The 16,922-nt window shown below is 44.4% G+C and carries 11 protein-coding genes; 1 reads left to right on the forward strand and 10 read right to left on the reverse strand.

Features of this window, described 5'->3' with window-relative positions; translation table 11 throughout:
* Positions 1-17: 17 nt before the first annotated feature.
* The 6 genes from HMPREF0868_RS07245 to HMPREF0868_RS07270 form a co-directional block, all read right to left on the reverse strand.
* The gene (locus HMPREF0868_RS07245; protein WP_012994088.1) at positions 18-1,460 is read right to left on the reverse strand and encodes a S41 family peptidase; all 1,443 of its coding nucleotides are present in this window, start codon (positions 1,458-1,460) and stop codon (positions 18-20) included.
* A gap of 92 nt (positions 1,461-1,552) precedes the next feature.
* Positions 1,553-1,771, reverse strand: coding sequence for a hypothetical protein (locus HMPREF0868_RS07250; RefSeq protein ID WP_041705724.1), 219 nt, complete (start codon positions 1,769-1,771; stop codon positions 1,553-1,555).
* A 99-nt stretch (positions 1,772-1,870) separates the two neighbouring features.
* Positions 1,871-2,134, reverse strand: coding sequence for a hypothetical protein (locus HMPREF0868_RS07255; RefSeq protein ID WP_146024629.1), 264 nt, complete (start codon positions 2,132-2,134; stop codon positions 1,871-1,873).
* A 65-nt stretch (positions 2,135-2,199) separates the two neighbouring features.
* Positions 2,200-3,543 (reverse strand): radical SAM/SPASM domain-containing protein, encoded by a 1,344-nt coding sequence (locus tag HMPREF0868_RS07260; protein WP_012994089.1) that lies wholly within the window; start codon positions 3,541-3,543, stop codon positions 2,200-2,202.
* 736 nt (positions 3,544-4,279) lie between these two features.
* Positions 4,280-5,347 (reverse strand): hypothetical protein, encoded by a 1,068-nt coding sequence (locus HMPREF0868_RS07265; RefSeq protein WP_012994091.1) that lies wholly within the window; start codon positions 5,345-5,347, stop codon positions 4,280-4,282.
* 23 nt (positions 5,348-5,370) lie between these two features.
* Complete coding sequence (locus HMPREF0868_RS07270; protein WP_012994092.1) at positions 5,371-11,691, reverse strand: InlB B-repeat-containing protein; 6,321 nt, start codon at positions 11,689-11,691, stop codon at positions 5,371-5,373.
* Between the two features lie 364 nt (positions 11,692-12,055).
* On the opposite strand from HMPREF0868_RS07270, the gene HMPREF0868_RS07275 reads away from it, so the two are divergent.
* Positions 12,056-12,712: a thymidine kinase gene (locus HMPREF0868_RS07275; RefSeq protein WP_012994093.1), complete on the forward strand. Its 657-nt coding sequence runs from the start codon at positions 12,056-12,058 to the stop codon at positions 12,710-12,712.
* A 104-nt stretch (positions 12,713-12,816) separates the two neighbouring features.
* On the opposite strand, the gene HMPREF0868_RS07280 is transcribed toward HMPREF0868_RS07275, so the two are convergent.
* The 4 genes from HMPREF0868_RS07280 to HMPREF0868_RS07295 are packed head-to-tail and all read right to left on the reverse strand — an operon-like array spanning position 12,817 to position 16,918.
* Positions 12,817-14,370, reverse strand: coding sequence for an alpha-amylase family glycosyl hydrolase (locus tag HMPREF0868_RS07280; protein ID WP_012994094.1), 1,554 nt, complete (start codon positions 14,368-14,370; stop codon positions 12,817-12,819).
* A gap of 50 nt (positions 14,371-14,420) precedes the next feature.
* Positions 14,421-14,603 carry a hypothetical protein gene (locus tag HMPREF0868_RS07285; protein WP_012994095.1) on the reverse strand — a complete coding sequence of 61 codons (183 nt, stop codon included), beginning with the start codon at positions 14,601-14,603 and terminating at the stop codon, positions 14,421-14,423.
* A gap of 51 nt (positions 14,604-14,654) precedes the next feature.
* Entirely contained in the window at positions 14,655-15,515 is an 861-nt protein-coding gene (locus HMPREF0868_RS07290; RefSeq protein WP_012994096.1) for a sugar ABC transporter permease, read from the reverse strand.
* Positions 15,512-16,918: a carbohydrate ABC transporter permease gene (locus HMPREF0868_RS07295; protein ID WP_012994097.1), complete on the reverse strand. Its 1,407-nt coding sequence runs from the start codon at positions 16,916-16,918 to the stop codon at positions 15,512-15,514. Before HMPREF0868_RS07295 ends, HMPREF0868_RS07290 begins: the two co-directional genes overlap by 4 nt.
* Between the last annotated feature and the right edge of the window lie 4 nt (positions 16,919-16,922).

Raw genomic sequence — 16,922 nt, forward strand, 5'->3', positions numbered from 1 at the left:
GCTATATTCTCAGCAGTTTAATCTTTATCTCGCCATATCGCTTCAAGACAAGTTTCCAGCGCGGTCATTCCTGCCTTAGTTTCAATATCCGGTCTTGTGCCTGCAATGGCGTTGCAGCTTCCGTCAGGATTTAAAGAAAAATATGGGTCAAAGTACACGAGCAGACCGCTGTTAGGCAAGGCAAATGTATATGGCTGCCCCCCACGTCCGTTTCCGCCCGTTGTTTTGCCTACAAGCCTTGCAAAGCCCGTAGTCTTGCAAAAGGAAGCAAATGCATCAGAAGCGGAGTAATTGCTCCTGTCAATCAACATCCATAATTGACCTTGAAAGCAAATGCTATTATCGTGTTGCGTGCAAGTGTTTTCGTGATTGTAAAACTTCAGATGGCCGAAATCTTTTATATTTAAATCCGGAAATGTATTATCCCAAGTCTCGCTATCGATTTCTTTAAACTCGGACGGAAACGGCTGCTCTGCATCCCACATAAAACGGTTAAACTTGCCATCCTTAACACCGATCATACCAGATTGTTTCAAAGGCTCGCAAATTATGTGTGATACGATTCCATCCCTCCACACGCCGGTGTTCCCTCCACCGTTTCCCTGTATGTCTATGATTATATCATCCGCCTCGCTGTTTGCTTCAAAAAAATCCTGAATCATCTTGATCGCAATCGGCGTACATTTTGGAGACGACCAAAGGAAACCTGTAATTTTTATGTAAGGAATACCTTCTCCAACCGTAGCCTCTATAATCGTTTGTCTTACTTCTTCATACAATGATTGTTCTTGCGGGTATAGCTGTGTACCACCTTCGGTAGAGGCAGGTGTGGGGCTTGGCATTAAGTTTTTATAATAGTCATAAAAAGTTTTGACCTTTTGGCTTTCTATTATGGATAGCATCTTGGATAGCATATCGACTTCTTCCTTACTGTCGTGGTTCTGATTTTCTCCGCTCGATTCCACTACCGCTCGAAAAGTATCGACCATGCGTTGATACAAAAACGGTTGAATGACATATAGATGGCCTATACTTTTAAACTGCTTCAAGCAGTTATTGATTACATTTATATAATTATCCTGAAGTATGGATGGTCCCCTACACACACTTATCAGCTCAGTACGGTAAGTATCCCTTACCTCCTTCCAATCCAGCCCCAGTTCATTTTTTATCGTTTCAAAATATGGGTAATTATCCTCCAACATTTCCCATAAGGCATCATAGTCTTCAAGCGCTTGCTGTTTAGATAGAATTAACTGCTCTCCATCTGAACTAACTTTCAGTTCTGTTTCATATGGGAGTGGAAATTTGTCATAATCAGAAAACCTGTTTGTAGTAGTCTTATCAGGCATTCCAGGAGAATGCTCTGGAATGCTATGATTGGCGATTAATCCATCGCAGGAGCATAAAAGGGGCATTAGCATTGATAAAACTAAGATAAATAACTTATATGGCTTCATGCTTTTGTGGTTCCTTTCAAATTCCGGTCATCCTAAGTATAATACTGCGGACAGCAGTTATTTATTAACCATTAGAGACATCCGATGTGCGATTATCCGCCATAAGGCTCAGGAACCATTTTACCAACGCAGGCTCTGGCTCCACACAAACTGCAATTAGCAGCACATAAAGTTTCACAGTTAGCAGCGCATAGCGTTTCACAGTCTGCTCCACATAACGAAGCACATTCTGCCCCGCATACATTAATCAAACACTTTATAAAGCAGTATTGATCTATCATGCCATCTTGTGGATGTACCAAATATTCCATAAAATCACCTCCTTTTTAAATAAATTAAGCTTATGCTTATTTGATGTTTTGTCTTATGGTTAATAATGCAACGCTGCCCGCAATATTATCAATATATTTCTATATATTGCTGCTAATCCCATCTTGAATTTGCTCCAGACAAACTTCCAGCGCGGTCTGGCCTTCCTTTGCTTCAATGTCAGGACTTGTGCCCACGATAGCGTTATCAAATAACCTTGTCGCGATATATTGGTTATCGATAAGATACTGCTCGATTTCCTCAGTGTCCGGTCTGTCTTCCGGTGCCGTTGTTTGGAGACGACTTCCTGCGTTGTTCAGACTGCCCAAATATTCATACGATTGCCGCACTTTATTGGAATCCATAATAGTGCGCATTTGCCTTTGATTTTCATTCTGATTTTCTAATAGTATCGGAACAACGACGTGAATCATGCCATATCGTCATCTTTATTCGCTGGCTTTATTTTGTTATTTTTCAGATAGAACGATATAACGCAGATATAGTCTTTCAATCTATAACGCATTACATTACACCGAGTGTCCTTTCTAAATAATCTCCGGCTAGGGCATCCGCCCATACAAATAGGTAAGTATTTACATTTTGAGCATTCGCTATCGTGCGTGGGGTCATACATCAAGTATTGTAAAAGCGGAACCATCGCGGCATCAGATGCAGGGGCTAACAAGTCGCCAACTGTTCTTTCTTTAACCCCTATGTCATTCCAGCACTTATAAAGCTTCCCGTCCGCATTTATAACGAGGTTGCTGTTAGAATCAGCTCCGCAAGAGTTTGCTATTAGTCTTGGATATGAATTACTTATATCTGAAGAGTTTCGTATTCTATAGTCAAATTCAACGGCCGAAAATTCTTCTGGATGGTAGCAACTGCTTTCGGCGTAGCAATCGTTTGAATTTTCTACCATACCCAAGTATGGATAAGCCACATCGTTCAAATCGTTTTCCTTTAATATTTTCAGAACCTCATCTACTTGATCTGCATTATCCTTATCCGTGTTAATCCTGATGCTTACCTTGCAAGGCAGTATTTCTTTCGCTGCCCGTAAGTTTGATATAATCTTGTGAAATGTTGGCTGGCCTCCTGCAAGCGGCCTTCGTTTGTCGTGTTCTTCTGGCGCACCGTCCACCGTAATCTGTGTGTGCATAATCCTTAGATCCTTCAGGCGTTCGGACACCTTGGTTGTAAGCAGATAGCCATTTGTTACTATTCCAGCATCGTATCTGATTTTATGCTCTTCACAAATCTCCAAAAACTTATTCGTTAGATTTTCAATTATGTCTAATGCCAGAAGCGGTTCCCCTCCATACCATGTAACGGACAGTCGCATAATGGATTCCGCTCGGGCCTTAACAAGTTCTACAACCTTTTCCTGAACACCTTCGGACATTACAACGGGTTTAAGGCTCTCCTTTTCATAGCAATAGATACATCGAAAATTACAATCGGAAGTTGGGGCTATGGTTAATCCTAAACTAGAAGTGTTGTAGCGGCTTTGAAGAAGATTGAATCGAATTAATTCCAATTCGTCTATGTCATCACGCAGTATATATCCGCCGTATTTCAAGTCCTCTAATAATTTTTCATCGGAGATAGGCTGTCCTCGCTCTTTAAAATTTTGAAAATATATATACTTTTCTTTATCAATTAGCGCAAGGGCATTTGTACGTGAATTATAGAGTATGCGTTTACTTTCGTCGTCCTCATAGGGGAACTCAAAATTGTAGCTAGATTCTTTGTAATTTAGACCGTTCATTATAGCCCCTCCTTCACATATCATAAATTCATGTAGAATTTCTTTTGCATAGTAATGTACTTATATAATTATACGTATAATTATATATATTAGTATCGCAATGTCAACTAAATATCTGAAGCGTATTATATATCTGCATATTTGGAAGAATATGATATCACCGTCGACCCGAGAACACTCCGCAAAGACATCGAACAGCTAAGAAAGTTCGGCGTTGATATTGCCAAAGACCGCAAGGCTCAGAATCTCTACCATTATGTTTTGACACGGGGCTAACAGATGGAAGCCATCCTGTACTTTACAGGAGGCATCCATTTCGTCCTCTTCCGGATCCTGCAATTGTTCTAGTAATATATATACTCACTTACTGCCTTTGAGAAGTCCTTAAAGAAACAGAACTCTTTTTCATTTGCATAATACATCACATTCTTCATCCTGGACATGGTGCCCATTTACCTTGTTTGTAAAGATCTACAAATTCCAATTTGAATTCAAAACTATAGCGTATAAAAACACCCTCCTTACTGATTTTTTCCAGTAAAGAGGGTACATATCACAAGACCGGCGAGGGATTTTTCACTTGCTTACATATTTTGTATGGCACTAATCAGTTGCGTAACTTCGTCAACTCCGATTAATCTACTGCCATCGGCCAGCCACCGCAGCTTTAACTGCAAATTTGATCCAGCCGCGGTAGTCGCCAACAATTAGCTGTCGAGTTCAGAGCAACACGCACTCAGTTAGCGAAACGCTTGGCCGGAGCTGCAGCAACTGCAACAACTGCAGCCGCCGTGTTCGGCACATCATCCTTGTTCGGATCTTTTTGCTTGATTTTCTCCGCCAATTCCGCTGCCCCGACTCCCAAAGGCGTTACTTTGGCACCGTAATCGCATAACGGACAAGAACGCAGGCTGAACTTCTTCTGCTTGGCAAAAGCCTCCAACAGGTGGATCTTGGCCGCCTCGACCTTGGCTTGCCGGGTCAATTCGCCCACCGTGTGATCCGCGATTTGTTTGTTACCATAGTAGAGCATCAGTTTCTCGATCAGGCCACGATATAACGGGGTCATGATCTTTTTGTCGATCAGAGTGCGAATCGCCAAAACGTTGTCTTTCAACTCGCGCCCGGTCACCCGATCCATGTATTCGATGCCAAGCGCCTCGTACTTCGGCTTTTCATTCAGGTTTTTGCTAGCCAACTCAGCATTCGTCTTGATCAATTTGTCCAGAGCTTGCGCATCTTTGTCGAGCGCGTATATTCTCGCCGCACTGAGCACCGCATCTGTAATCACCGGTACGGGATTGCGGTAGAATTGGTACGGTTCGTTGGGATCGCTAGTCTTACGTGAACGTTTATAGCGATAGGTGTCGATGCGTTTGATTCCTTCCGCCAATTCCATCAATTTACGCGTGGCGCAGATTTGGCGATTCAGTTCGTCCAAACGAAATTGGGCTACACATCTTGCCGTGCCGAGCGCACCAACCACGTCGGCGTCCTGGGCGACCGATTTTTGCGCTTCATCGTATCTTTTCAGCGTCCGGTAAAACTCCGGCGTAGCAAATGACTTATATATTACGTTCGGCTCAATCATGCCGTTTTGGTCAGCTGCAGCTTTCGCTCCGCCATTCGCGCCGTTTGCGTTGTTTGCCTCAGCCGCCTTGCCGCGGTTCTGTTCCTCAAAAAGCTGATCTACCAGTTTCGCTTCCTCGCGGCTGAATGATGTGTATTCCAACGCTGTCACCCCGCTCGTGGCCAGCATGGTCATCGTCAAAGCTCCAGCTAGTATTTTTATTGTTTTTCCCATACGTGTCATCCTCTTATCGCGCCTCAATCCAAATGGCAGGACGAGCAGCCGCCCTGTCCATTCGTTTCAGTTTGCCTACCGTTTCCACCAAAGAATTTCCCGACTTGGCGTTTGATGTAGCTTCCGGCTTTGCCGGCCGCCTCGCTTACGGCCGTATAGGCTCTGTTGGCCACCGTATAAGCCTTGTTCATGCCCATTCTGGCGCAGTCGCAAATCGCTACAACCGGTGGGAAGCCGTAGGACTGTTCGCGGTTGATCACCTTGAATCCATCGAGGCAGCGCCCGATGTAGATCGCGTCAAATTTCTTGCCACCATAGCTGAGCGTGCCACCGTCTTCGCCTATTTCGTGCAAATTGTAATCATAGGTGCGTGGGCTGGTGCGCCGGAATTTCAGTCGTACGGCTTCTATCCAGCCATGCCACTTGTCGCCTGCCGTCAACGCCGTGCTTCGGGTTGACAAATGCTTAGCGATAACCGGATCCAAGAAGCGCATTTCCATCGTCAATGGTTTCGGGTTGGCCGCCGAGCCTACGGACAGGGTGTTGAAATCGAGCGGCTGGCCGTATTTCCCGTACCAAAACTTGTGTACTTCAACATCTATAGTTGGCACTTCTGAGTTCAAAACTACTAACTCTTTCAAATTCTCAAGTGCTATCCCTTTCCCGACTACAGATTGAGGCTTGACCCAATTATCCTTGTCCGTTCCTTCTTTGATACCACCAAGCTCTATTTCAAACAGTTTATTTTTCTCGATCCAGACTGCCTGTCCGGCCGCTTGTCCGGCCGCCTGTCCGGCCGCTTGTCCGCCTGCTTGACCGGCCGCTTGTCCGCCTGCCTGTCCGGCCGCTTGTCCGCCTGCCTGTCCGGCCGCTTGTCCGCCTGCTTGTCCGGCTGCCTGTCCGGCCGCTTGTCCGGCCGCTTGTCCGCCTGCTTGACCGGCCGCTTGTCCGCCTGCTTGACCGGCCGCTTGTCCGCCTGCTTGTCCGGCCGCCTGTCCGCCTGCCTGTCCGGCCGCTCTCACCTTCACCTTGTGATACATGAACACTCCGGACTCGTAGCCATCAGTTTCCTCACGAGCTGCATCTTCCGTAGCTGTGTACTGATAACAATCGTGCGGCCGCCCATCAATCCCTTTAAATTTTTCAAATATATTTGTCAGCCAATTTTCACTGCCCAGCTTTACATCGTCATTGTATTTATAGATTAGCTTTCTTACCTTCTTATTAACATCAACTGCCTGCTGCCACGGGAACTTACCAAGGGCAATCGAGGCGGGATCTTGATAAACATTCGGATCATGTGGCTTATTACCTTCCTCAACTTCCGCTTGCGTGTCCTCAGCCAAAAAGTCGGCGAAAACTAGCTTCCGTTTGTTTTCATCATCCTTGTTTTTCTCTATTTTCAGCCAGTTCACCACCATAGGCGTTCCCAGCGGTAAGCCAATCCGCCTGTCATCATTCTCAGTTTTTTTAGCCAAATACCAGCCAAGACGCTCAGGATGCTCTGTTTCTTCCGCGGGGGTCTGCAAATCTGCATCACTTATTTCAACCATATTGGGCTGAATTTCTTTCCCATTAGCATCCTTATACTTACCATTTGGTACCAACTTTATTTTAGTGGCCGCCGGTTGCATGAGTGGTTTTAACTGCGATTGCATTTCTGCCTGGCCCGGCAAAGCCTCATCTAATTCTTTCTCCAAATCCTCTTCCTGATCTGTAGCCAAGCCATCATTGTAAAGCGCATCTGAATATATGTTGTGCCCACGCTGATCAAGCCAAATCTTCTTGACCGCAAGCTTCTTTATCGGGACGATGTCCGGGATCGGAATATTCTCATCGGCAAAACCGTCCACAACATCTACAACATATTTGTTACGCTCAACCTTGACCCCGGCTGCACCGGCCCCCGGATTTGCATCATCCTTTTTAGGATTCCGCGATCCGACGAAATCTCCGGTAAACTCCAAATTATCCTTAGGTAATTCGATTACCACACGGTGATAGCCGTCAGGGGTCTTCGCCGCTTCAGAATTGCGCAGCAAAACACGCACATCAACGTATCTGAATTCTACGCCTAGTTTACCACTGCCCGGTTTCCCTTTGATATCCGCAATGCCATCCTTAGGAATTTCCTGACCGTTAATCGTCTTAATATCGCCCTTGTCATCCAGACCGAAGCGAACGGTTTGCTGAGCCTTATCTTTTCTTTTCAGCATAAAACCAGGGATCACGTCAAAGTTAGTCGTATCAAAATCACGCACGTTATTCTTGACCTTCATCGGATCCATAATCATAAAATCCGACTCTTGCCCAATTTTACCCTGCTTGCCCACACCGCCGCCTTCATCATCTTCGGTGGTTTCGCAAATATACTTCTTATAGTAAAAACGTTTCTTAAACGGCTGATAATAGAACCGGAACACATTAGGGTTGGGCGGGAATTTGCCGTCTGCTTCTTTTTCAAAACGCTTAATCAAAGCACTGCGCACAAATTTATTCGTATTGTACGCGCCACTATCAATCGAATATTTGCCATCCGGTATCGCCCCGATCTTGGCGAGCGTTTTCGGATCCACAATTCTAATCCACTGATCGTTTTGCTCCGTGGCAAAAGCCGCTCCATAGGAATCGGGCATAAAACTTTTGTTGATCGCAAAACGCCCTTTTTCGCCTACTTTAGTTCCCTGCATACCGTATATCTCAGTGTCAGCCGCCTGTAAGCCGTCTTCCGGGTCGTTCACCGGTACTCCGTTCTCCTCCTTGTAAGGGATCTCCTTATCCTGCTTGTTATAAAAATGATGCTCCACGCGCACCGGCACAGTCGGGTTCTTAATCCACACGGCCTTCGCCATTGCCGGTTCTTCCATTTTGATGTCAAAAGCAAATACATCAGCAACTTTATGCGGATTTGTCATATCATACTTATAATCCTGATCATGCTGATAGCCGTATTTTTCCCAACGCAGGAACGTGTAGCCCTCACACTTCGGTTCCGATATGGGGAAAATCTTAGCCCCCGCCTTAACTTTAAAGGTTTTTTTCTGATGCCCTTCTGTCAACTTGCCTGTTGGCCCATTTTTCTCTTCGGTATAGTCTTTTTTGTTATATTTGGCATCCGTAACCGTGCCTTGTTCCAGCTCTTCATACTCAACCTTGCTACCGGCAGGTGGATTTAGATCAATCGTGTAATCATAGATGCTGTTATCCCCCCACTTTGCATAGATGTTGAGTCGATAGTCGGGCATTGTTGCGTTTTCAGATAGCGGAACTTCACAGGACGGATCCATATAATATCCAATAAGTTTATAGCGCGGATCGTAACCTAACTGTTCTGCTGAAATCCCCTGCTTGAATTGATCCTGACCTAGAGCCCAAACAATTTTTTCTTCAAATTCGACTGGGTCTTGTCGAGTCTCGTAATTTCCGTTTCTTTTTTTATGATTTAACAACAAATCATATTTATTTCTAGTATATGTGTAATCCAAGAATCCGACCGATTCAAAATCAACATCACCCAAACTCATACCATGTGATTCATACCAATTTTGCAATCTCTTTTCGGCAGGATTTTTGTATTCGTCAGGGTCTTCACCTTCAGTGGGCTGATATATTTCTTCGAATTTGTCATGTAACTCATCTTCATCAAATTTATCTTGCCTTTTCTTTTTCTCTACCGATTTTAACCCCCTTATTTCTGGAGCTTCAAATTCATAGGAATCAAAGGCTGTATCAGTTTTCCGGTAGTAAAGATCCCGATAAGTATAATCAAATTCTTTTTTTGTATTGCCTTCATCGTCTTCAGTGGGCTCGGTCGCTAATCGTTTTACCCCCATGAGAACATATATTAAGGTTGTACTATTATTATCCTTGTCTTCATCCCCAGTGAAAGCAAGAATAGCCGGCGGAGTATAAGTCGATCCGTTATAATCATCCGTTTGCTCAAAATTATATGTTTTAGAATCATCCACATAGCCCCATTCGTTCGCCTGACAAAATGCATCTGACAAAATTATTTTTTTGTCAGCCCTTAACGGCGGCGTATCTCGGTAAGGTGGATGTCCGTTGCTTTGCGCCATAGCGCTCCAACCTAAAAAGCGAACCGGATCAACCAAGTAATCTGTATCATTTCCCCTGACAAGCTCCGCCGTGTTGAGCGGCAAAGGCCAGACCTGGTCAAGTTCTTGGCCAAAGCGCACCTTCACTTGGTAGGGTTTATCCTCCCCCTCGGCTAAGCTGGTTGGTAATCCCCCATTTTCATCCTTTTTATAACAATCTACCGGAGGTTTAATCCATGGACTCAAGGTTGCAGTTCTATCCAAGATTCGATTTCCTTCAGGATCCTCTTCATCAGTATAACGCAAGGCCATACGGTACTCGCGCCGCTCAGTTTTTATGTTAGCCGTCTTACCTCCTGGTACACCGAACAACAAGATGAACCGCTTGCGCCGAATAACAACATTAATATTGGTACTACCATCGACCTCAACCTTTGTTTTTCCCGCATTCAGTAATTCCGTCTGTTCCCTGTCATACCTATAAACTTTCTTGCGACCGTTAATGCCGGTTCCCTCATCTGGGAACTGTACAATTGTGGCATTCTTTATAAAGTTATCCGCTAAGTTCTTATAGTAGGCATTGTCAAAACTAACTGCCGTAACATCATCATGTTTCGATTCAGCAAATAAGAAACTGTACATCCGGGAAAGACGCTTCTTCTCATCCTTTTCCAAAGTGTCTGCCTTAGTGTAATCTGCCTTTTCCAACCAATATGTTATCCGATAGTTGGCTTCTCTGTTCGCCTTCCAAATTGCAGTGAATTTTACATCTTCACCCGGCATACTATAATCGAGCGTCGTGTCATTAAGCAAACATTTCTTCAGATACTCAACCGCATCCGCCGGCGCCAATTGCAAGGCACGAATTCTGTTTTCAGCCTCATCTTTGGTCTTATATGATTCAGGCAATACACTACTGTCTTTAGCAAGTGCATCAATTTTATCATCATATTTTTTCTTCTGATCTGCAGCCTTATACGCCTTATTCGCTTGCGCACTGTCGACAGGAGTCAAATCCTTGTCCGCCATCCAGCCTAAAAACTCATAACCCGGTTTTTCAATATGCTTATTAGGGATACGAAAAGCTGTGCCAGCCAAATGAGCTTCACTATTCACTTTTTCTTCGCAATCAGTGTCAAAGAGAACCTTCTTGATTTTATGCTTATAGTGCATATCCACTTGGAAGTCCTCACTATCCCCGACAACAACCTTTTTTCCTTCATCAAGGCATTCATATTTCTCATTCAATTCCGGTAAATCAAGTTTTTTTAGGGTGTAGCGTTCACCGACCGAAGCAGTCACTGTTTCACAGCCGTTTTGATCAGCTTTTCCTTGGAAATCATTTATTCCGGCTTCACTAAGTTTGTGAGTACCTTTTTCATCTATTACAACATGACGCACTTTAAATTTTATCTGGTTAGGCTGATAAAGGAAGTCCTCACTATAACGATAACGATTGCTTCTAGCTTCCGCCTGATTGGCAGAATTTGCCAGCTCAATCAAATTTTCATACATGTATTTCCCCGGCTCGGCTGTTTTGCCGGCACCGGATTGAAAAACAAGCGTACGCGCCTCCCCAGCTCCACCGGCAAGTTTTGTCCCCGCCGGATCTTTGGCCGATACCGGATCCATATAACCTTCCACGTGTGGGAAAGCGTACAGAATATTTGCTCCGCCGTTCAGCCACGGATTCTTTTCGCCAACCGTTATTTCATAAGGCTGATAAAATTCCGCTTGGGTGTCAGGTTTGCCGGCCTCCTTAGAAACTAGTTTCATATTCATCTGATAGGTGTAAAGTTTAGGTTGTGCCGGATTTTCGATTTGCGCATTCGCTGCAGCCTTATCGACCGGATCCGGGCCTATGAACCGCGCTTTTTTCGGCAAATTTTCATTTAGGTAAATACCGTTTGATAGATTCTTTTTATCTTTCGGATCAGGCGATTCGTGCAATTCAAGATCTGATTTTTCATCATATTTAGGGGCTTCGTTAACCCAGCTGAAACCACTGGTTTTGGATCCAGCTTTTTGTTCGTCTTTCCCCGGTTTGCCCCCCACGACTGTACCGCCGTTATTGCCGAGCTGACCGCCGTCGGCCGTGGCTCTGGTACTACTAGCATCGCTACCCGCCGCTGAACCGCTTACAGCCGATTCAACTACCGTACTGACACTGCCATTGCCACTGCCTGTTTCATCCAATGCACGCACCGCCATAAGGCCGCTAACATCAACCGATGTCAAAACAACCGCGACGCTCAAACCGGCAGCAATTTCCCTTAACCATTTCCTCATAATCGATTCCCCTTATGCAAATATGCAAAAACATAAAACAATTATTTATTACTTAAATTAAGTTTCAACTTATATTCTGCCATAAACAGTAATGTTTGTATACACACTTGAAATCTTTTTAACATTTTAGTAATTTTTTCGGGAAATTTATAATTTAAACAAAAAAAGGAATATTGCCACTTTTTTGCCTAGCAATATAGTAATTACACATCCTCGTGGCTTAGAACATCTGTCTTGTTAAGAGGGGCCACTTGCTTAACATAGCTCAAATTCACAATAAAATGACGCGGTCCCACCAGCTCTACCGCTTTTAACCGCACGACAAATCAGCTATAATAATTCGGCTGTACAAGAGGAGGATACAATGTCAAAACTATATTTTCGCTATGGAGCCATGAACTGCGGCAAATCTACCAGCTTGCTCCAAGTTGCCCACAACTACGAAGAACAGGGAATGAAAGTTATTTTAGCCAAATCCGTAACTGATACCAAAGGCCAATGCGCCATCCTTAGCCGCCTCGGCGTCGCGCGTAAGGTAGACTACCTCATTTATCCGGATACCGACCTGATGGCCGACTGTCGCGCCGGTAAATTCACCGACGCCGCCTGCATTTTGGTAGATGAAGTTCAGTTCCTCGCCCCCGCCCAAATTGACCAATTATACGAAATCGCCGTTCTCCATAATATTCCGGTCATCTGTTTCGGCCTGCGCACCGACTTCCTCAACCACGGTTTTCCCGGCAGCTCCCGTTTGCTCGAAATTGCCCACTCCATTCAAGAACTCAAAAACATTTGCAAATGCGGTGCCAAAGCCACCTGCAACCTCCGTTACATAAATAACATCCCCGTATTCACCGGCGAACAAGTTTCCATCGATAACCAAAACAGTGTCGTCTACGAAGCAGTCTGTTCAAGCTGCTATTTGAAATATCGCCAGCAATACGAAGCTGACCCAGCCGCTCATTTCTCTCCAAACGAGCACCCAAGCAATGCTGACCCAGCCGCTCACCGCATTAAATGAAATGTTTCGACTAAAAAATATCTTGGTACAAATTATCTACAAATAAAAATACCGAACCGGCCAACCCGATTCGGTATTTTTCCAACATCGACCTAAAACTGAATTTATTTCTTACCTTCCCCCGAAACCTCCACCAAAAAAGCTGAAGAATACGGCGCCAGCTGCAAACACCCATGGTTAAACTTGTCAGCCTTATTCATCAGTTTAGCCGGCCTCAAATGCTCACCCGACGGCGAAAATTCAACCATATCCGCCGATAAATTATGCACGATCACCGCACGACCTTCCCCGTTGCGCCCATTCACTTCCAAGACAAGCAAACGCTCATCCGCCGGCACGGCAGTTGGCACACCACGTTCCAACCAAGGATAGCTGTTACGCACTGCCAATAATTCTTCAATATAGTTCAACAATGAATCCGGATTAGCAACCGCCGCCTCCACCGTCTCAGTTACCTGTTTCGCTTGATCATAATCAGTGCCGACCGGATTTTTCACTTTAGTTGAAGCGTTCCACGGCATGTACGTCCGCTTGTTCTCATCCTTTCCCGACCCTTTAAGACGAACCTCCTCGCCATAATAAAGATAAGGCCGCCCCGGCAACCAAATATACATCGCTTCGGCTAATTTGTTTTTAGCAAGTTCCGGCAAAAAACCGGCCGATCTGCCCTGATCATGATTAGATAGATAAACCGCATTTAGTGCCTGTGGATTGAGTTTGTGAATACTCGCATCATAATCCGCCAAATATTTCGCGAGATCCGCGCCGCGCCCCGCATTAATTGCACGAGCAAACAAACCCTTACCCTCGCTTAATGCAAAGTTAAAGAACGAATCAACTCCGCTGGCATAGTACGATTCGACCGTCGCGCTATCCGACCATACCTCAGCCGTCAAATACACATCCGGCCGATATTTACGGCACATATCACCATACCACTTTAGAAACGCAATATTAGCTTTATTGTCCGTACCGAAATAGTGCAAAGCCGCATCCAACCGAAAACCAGCAACCCCCATTTTTAAATAAAAAGCCGCTATTTTTTCCAACTCAGCCTTAACCTGAGGATTCCCGAGATTAAGATCCGGCATTTCACTCACAAACGCCGATTCATAGTACAAACCATCCTTAACCTTCGTCGACTTGCGAATCGGCTTATTCGAGAAATTATAAAACTCTGCCTTCCCGTCCATCTTACCCTTCATCGCCTCAGCTAAAGCCTGTTGAAACCAAGGATGGTGCGAAGACGTATGATTTATAACCATGTCCATAATAATCTTAATGCCATAAGCCTCAGCAGCCTTAATCAGCCCACGAAAATCATCCATCGTTCCGTAAGCCGGGTCAATCGCCATGTAATCGTCTATATCATACTTATGATAACTATGACTTGGATGAATTGGCATCAACCATATATATTCCACACCCAAAGTATGCAAATATTCCAGCTTTTCCTTGATGCCGTTCAAATCACCGACCTGATCACCATCACTGTCATTAAACGAAGCGACATAAATTTCATAAACCGCCCCCGAGCGTGTTTTGATATTAGAAGAATCATGCGGCAAATCACCGCCCTTACTCCACCGGCACCCCACGCATCCGGCCAAAACCAGACACAAACAAAGCAAAAAACTGACAATTTTTTTCATTTTCATAACCGCCATTACTCCTTAATACAATAACCAGATGATCATGGCCTTCCGACTTACGACTTACGCTTTCCGCCTTCTGCCTTCCGACTTCCGCCTTCCGGCTTCGGCCTTTCGCTGCCCGCCTCACCTGCCACGACACCAGTCCACACCGCGGCCATCCACCGCCCCCCATGGTACATAAAAATGCCTTCCCGGGCCGAAAATTTCTCCGACTCAAGAAGGCAAAACCATGACATAAACTACTCTCATTGTTGGCCGAATTAGCAAAACCGCCTGTCAATCACGAACTAACCCTTTGCACCACCGGCCGTAACACCGCTGACGTAATATTTCTGCATCGAAATGAACAGTATCGTGATCGGTATAGCAACGATAACCGCGCCGGCACAGAACTCCGTAAAATAGTTGTAGATATTCTCACGACTAAGCATCTGATACAAGCCAAGAGCGACCGTATACTTATTGTATGCATCCTTCATAATTACCGACACGAAAATAAAGTCGACCCACGGTCCGATAAACGAAGTCAAAATCGTATAAACAACAACCGGCTTACTCATCGGCAATATGATGTTCCAGAAAACCTGATTTTTCGTACATCCATCAACCAACGCCGCCTCATCAATGCTGCGCGGCACCGTATCGAAGAAACCCTTAGCAATATAGTAACCCATCGCCGCACCTCCGCTATATACCAGAACCAAAGCGAACAGCGTCTGAGTAAGACCAAACGACTTCAAAATATGATAAATCGCGATCATGCTCATAAATCCAGGGAACATACCCAAAATCAAAATGATATTCATCAACGGCTTACGTGCTTTAAATCTCAAGCGACTAAACGCGTAGCTGGTCAACAAAACCAAAACCGTTGTAATAATACATGAAAACACGGCGACAATAAACGTATTCAAGAACCACTGGGGGAAGTTGAAAAGCTTAACGTCAGTAAATAATTTTACATAGTTGTTCAACGTCCAAGTCTTAGGAATAATATAAGAAATGAACGCACCCTTCTCCGCGCGGAAACTTTGTAAGATCAACCACACAACCGGCAAAACCCAAGCCACGGACAAAACCGCCAGAATAACGTGGAGCACGGAGTTAATAAAACCTTTTTTTAATTTATATGAAGAGCTACTGGTCATTGGAACTGTTCCTCCTCACGCACGGCCTTAGTTCGGTTATAAGTAATCAAGCTGATTATCGCCGTAATTAAGAAGATAATAATACCGATTGTGCTGGCCAATGCATAGTTTTTCTCTGAAACCGTCAACTTGTATAACCATGTTACCAGCAAATCCGTTTCGCCGGCCTGGAACAAATCAAGTGTCTTAGGATCGCCGCCTGTCAATAAGTAGATAACGTTAAAGTTATTAATGTTACCGATAAATTGTGTTATCAGGTAAGGCGTAGTCACTTGAAGCATGTAAGGCATCGTAATCGAGATAAACTGACGCACCGGGTTAGCTCCGTCAATTCTGGATGCCTCATATAGGTTCTGCGGAATGTTCATCAAAATCCCCGAACAAATTAACATCGTATACGGAATACCTACCCACAAGTTAACGATAATAACCGTTATCTTAGCAACAGTCGCATGAGACAAGAACGGAATGAAATCCTTGATCCATCCCAATTGCAACAGCAAACCATTCAACGGACCTTTATCAGCTAATAGTTTTGATAACAAAAGCAATGATACGAACTGAGGGACAGCAATAGTAATGACGAACATAGTACGCCAGAACTTTTTAAAGCGGACACCCTTCTTGTTGATAACCAAAGCTAAAATTATGCCAAGAATGTAGTTAAGAAAGGTGGCAAAGAAAGCCCATACCATCGTCCAACTGAATAACCGCGTAAAGGTTTTCGCCCACAGCGGATTGCCATAAAAAACTTGTTTGAAGTTGGTCAGTCCGACCCAACTGAACAAATTCCCCGGCGGTTGGTGATTCTTATCGAAATTGGTGAAAGCCATCAAAATCATAAAAATCAGCGGCAAAACCGTAAACAGAGTTGTCAGCAAAATCGGCAGTGACAGAACAGTTATATGAAATTTTTCATTAAACAGGCTCTTCCACTCTTTTACAAAATTAAGCGGAGTAACGCCAGTCTCAATTAGTTTCTGATTTTGGTAAGCGTGCTTCACGCTCGCATAATGTAGAGCAACGAAACAAATACATATTACAATCGCAATGACACCGAACAAAAGAATCAACATCGAGTTATCGCCTTGCTGAACTCGAAAAATACCTGCCGCTTCGTCCCAAACTTCCCCTTGAGTTTTAATACCTAAAGAGGACAGCATTCGCAAATAATGTGCCCCCGAGAACAGCATGTAAAAAATAAATACGACTTCCGCCAATAAATATAGTAGGCCGTGGACAACCTGCTTATTCAGGAAACAACCTGCACCCATTACTACATAAGATAAGCGAGTCTTATAATTTCCCTTGGCAAAATATTTTACGTAATTGGCAAAAAAGTTCCCTATATACTTAAGCACTTTACCAATTCCACTTGTGAACCCGTTGGCTCGGTTAGCCATAATG

This window comes from Mageeibacillus indolicus UPII9-5 (genome assembly GCF_000025225.2).
In the GTDB taxonomy this organism is placed as follows: Bacteria; Bacillota; Clostridia; order Saccharofermentanales; family Fastidiosipilaceae; genus Mageeibacillus; species Mageeibacillus indolicus.

Coding starts and splice junctions, on each gene's coding strand:
- HMPREF0868_RS07255 (WP_146024629.1), bottom strand. CDS start 2,134: ATGGATTCCAATAAAGTGCGGCAATCGTATGAATATTTGGGCAGTCTG.
- HMPREF0868_RS07265 (WP_012994091.1), bottom strand. CDS start 5,347: ATGGGAAAAACAATAAAAATACTAGCTGGAGCTTTGACGATGACCATG.
- HMPREF0868_RS07260 (WP_012994089.1), bottom strand. CDS start 3,543: ATGAACGGTCTAAATTACAAAGAATCTAGCTACAATTTTGAGTTCCCC.
- HMPREF0868_RS07245 (WP_012994088.1), bottom strand. CDS start 1,460: ATGAAGCCATATAAGTTATTTATCTTAGTTTTATCAATGCTAATGCCC.
- HMPREF0868_RS07295 (WP_012994097.1), bottom strand. CDS start 16,918: ATGGCTAACCGAGCCAACGGGTTCACAAGTGGAATTGGTAAAGTGCTT.
- HMPREF0868_RS07275 (WP_012994093.1), top strand. CDS start 12,056: ATGTCAAAACTATATTTTCGCTATGGAGCCATGAACTGCGGCAAATCT.
- HMPREF0868_RS07270 (WP_012994092.1), bottom strand. CDS start 11,691: ATGAGGAAATGGTTAAGGGAAATTGCTGCCGGTTTGAGCGTCGCGGTT.
- HMPREF0868_RS07280 (WP_012994094.1), bottom strand. CDS start 14,370: ATGAAAATGAAAAAAATTGTCAGTTTTTTGCTTTGTTTGTGTCTGGTT.
- HMPREF0868_RS07290 (WP_012994096.1), bottom strand. CDS start 15,515: ATGACCAGTAGCTCTTCATATAAATTAAAAAAAGGTTTTATTAACTCC.
- HMPREF0868_RS07285 (WP_012994095.1), bottom strand. CDS start 14,603: ATGTCATGGTTTTGCCTTCTTGAGTCGGAGAAATTTTCGGCCCGGGAA.
- HMPREF0868_RS07250 (WP_041705724.1), bottom strand. CDS start 1,771: ATGGAATATTTGGTACATCCACAAGATGGCATGATAGATCAATACTGC.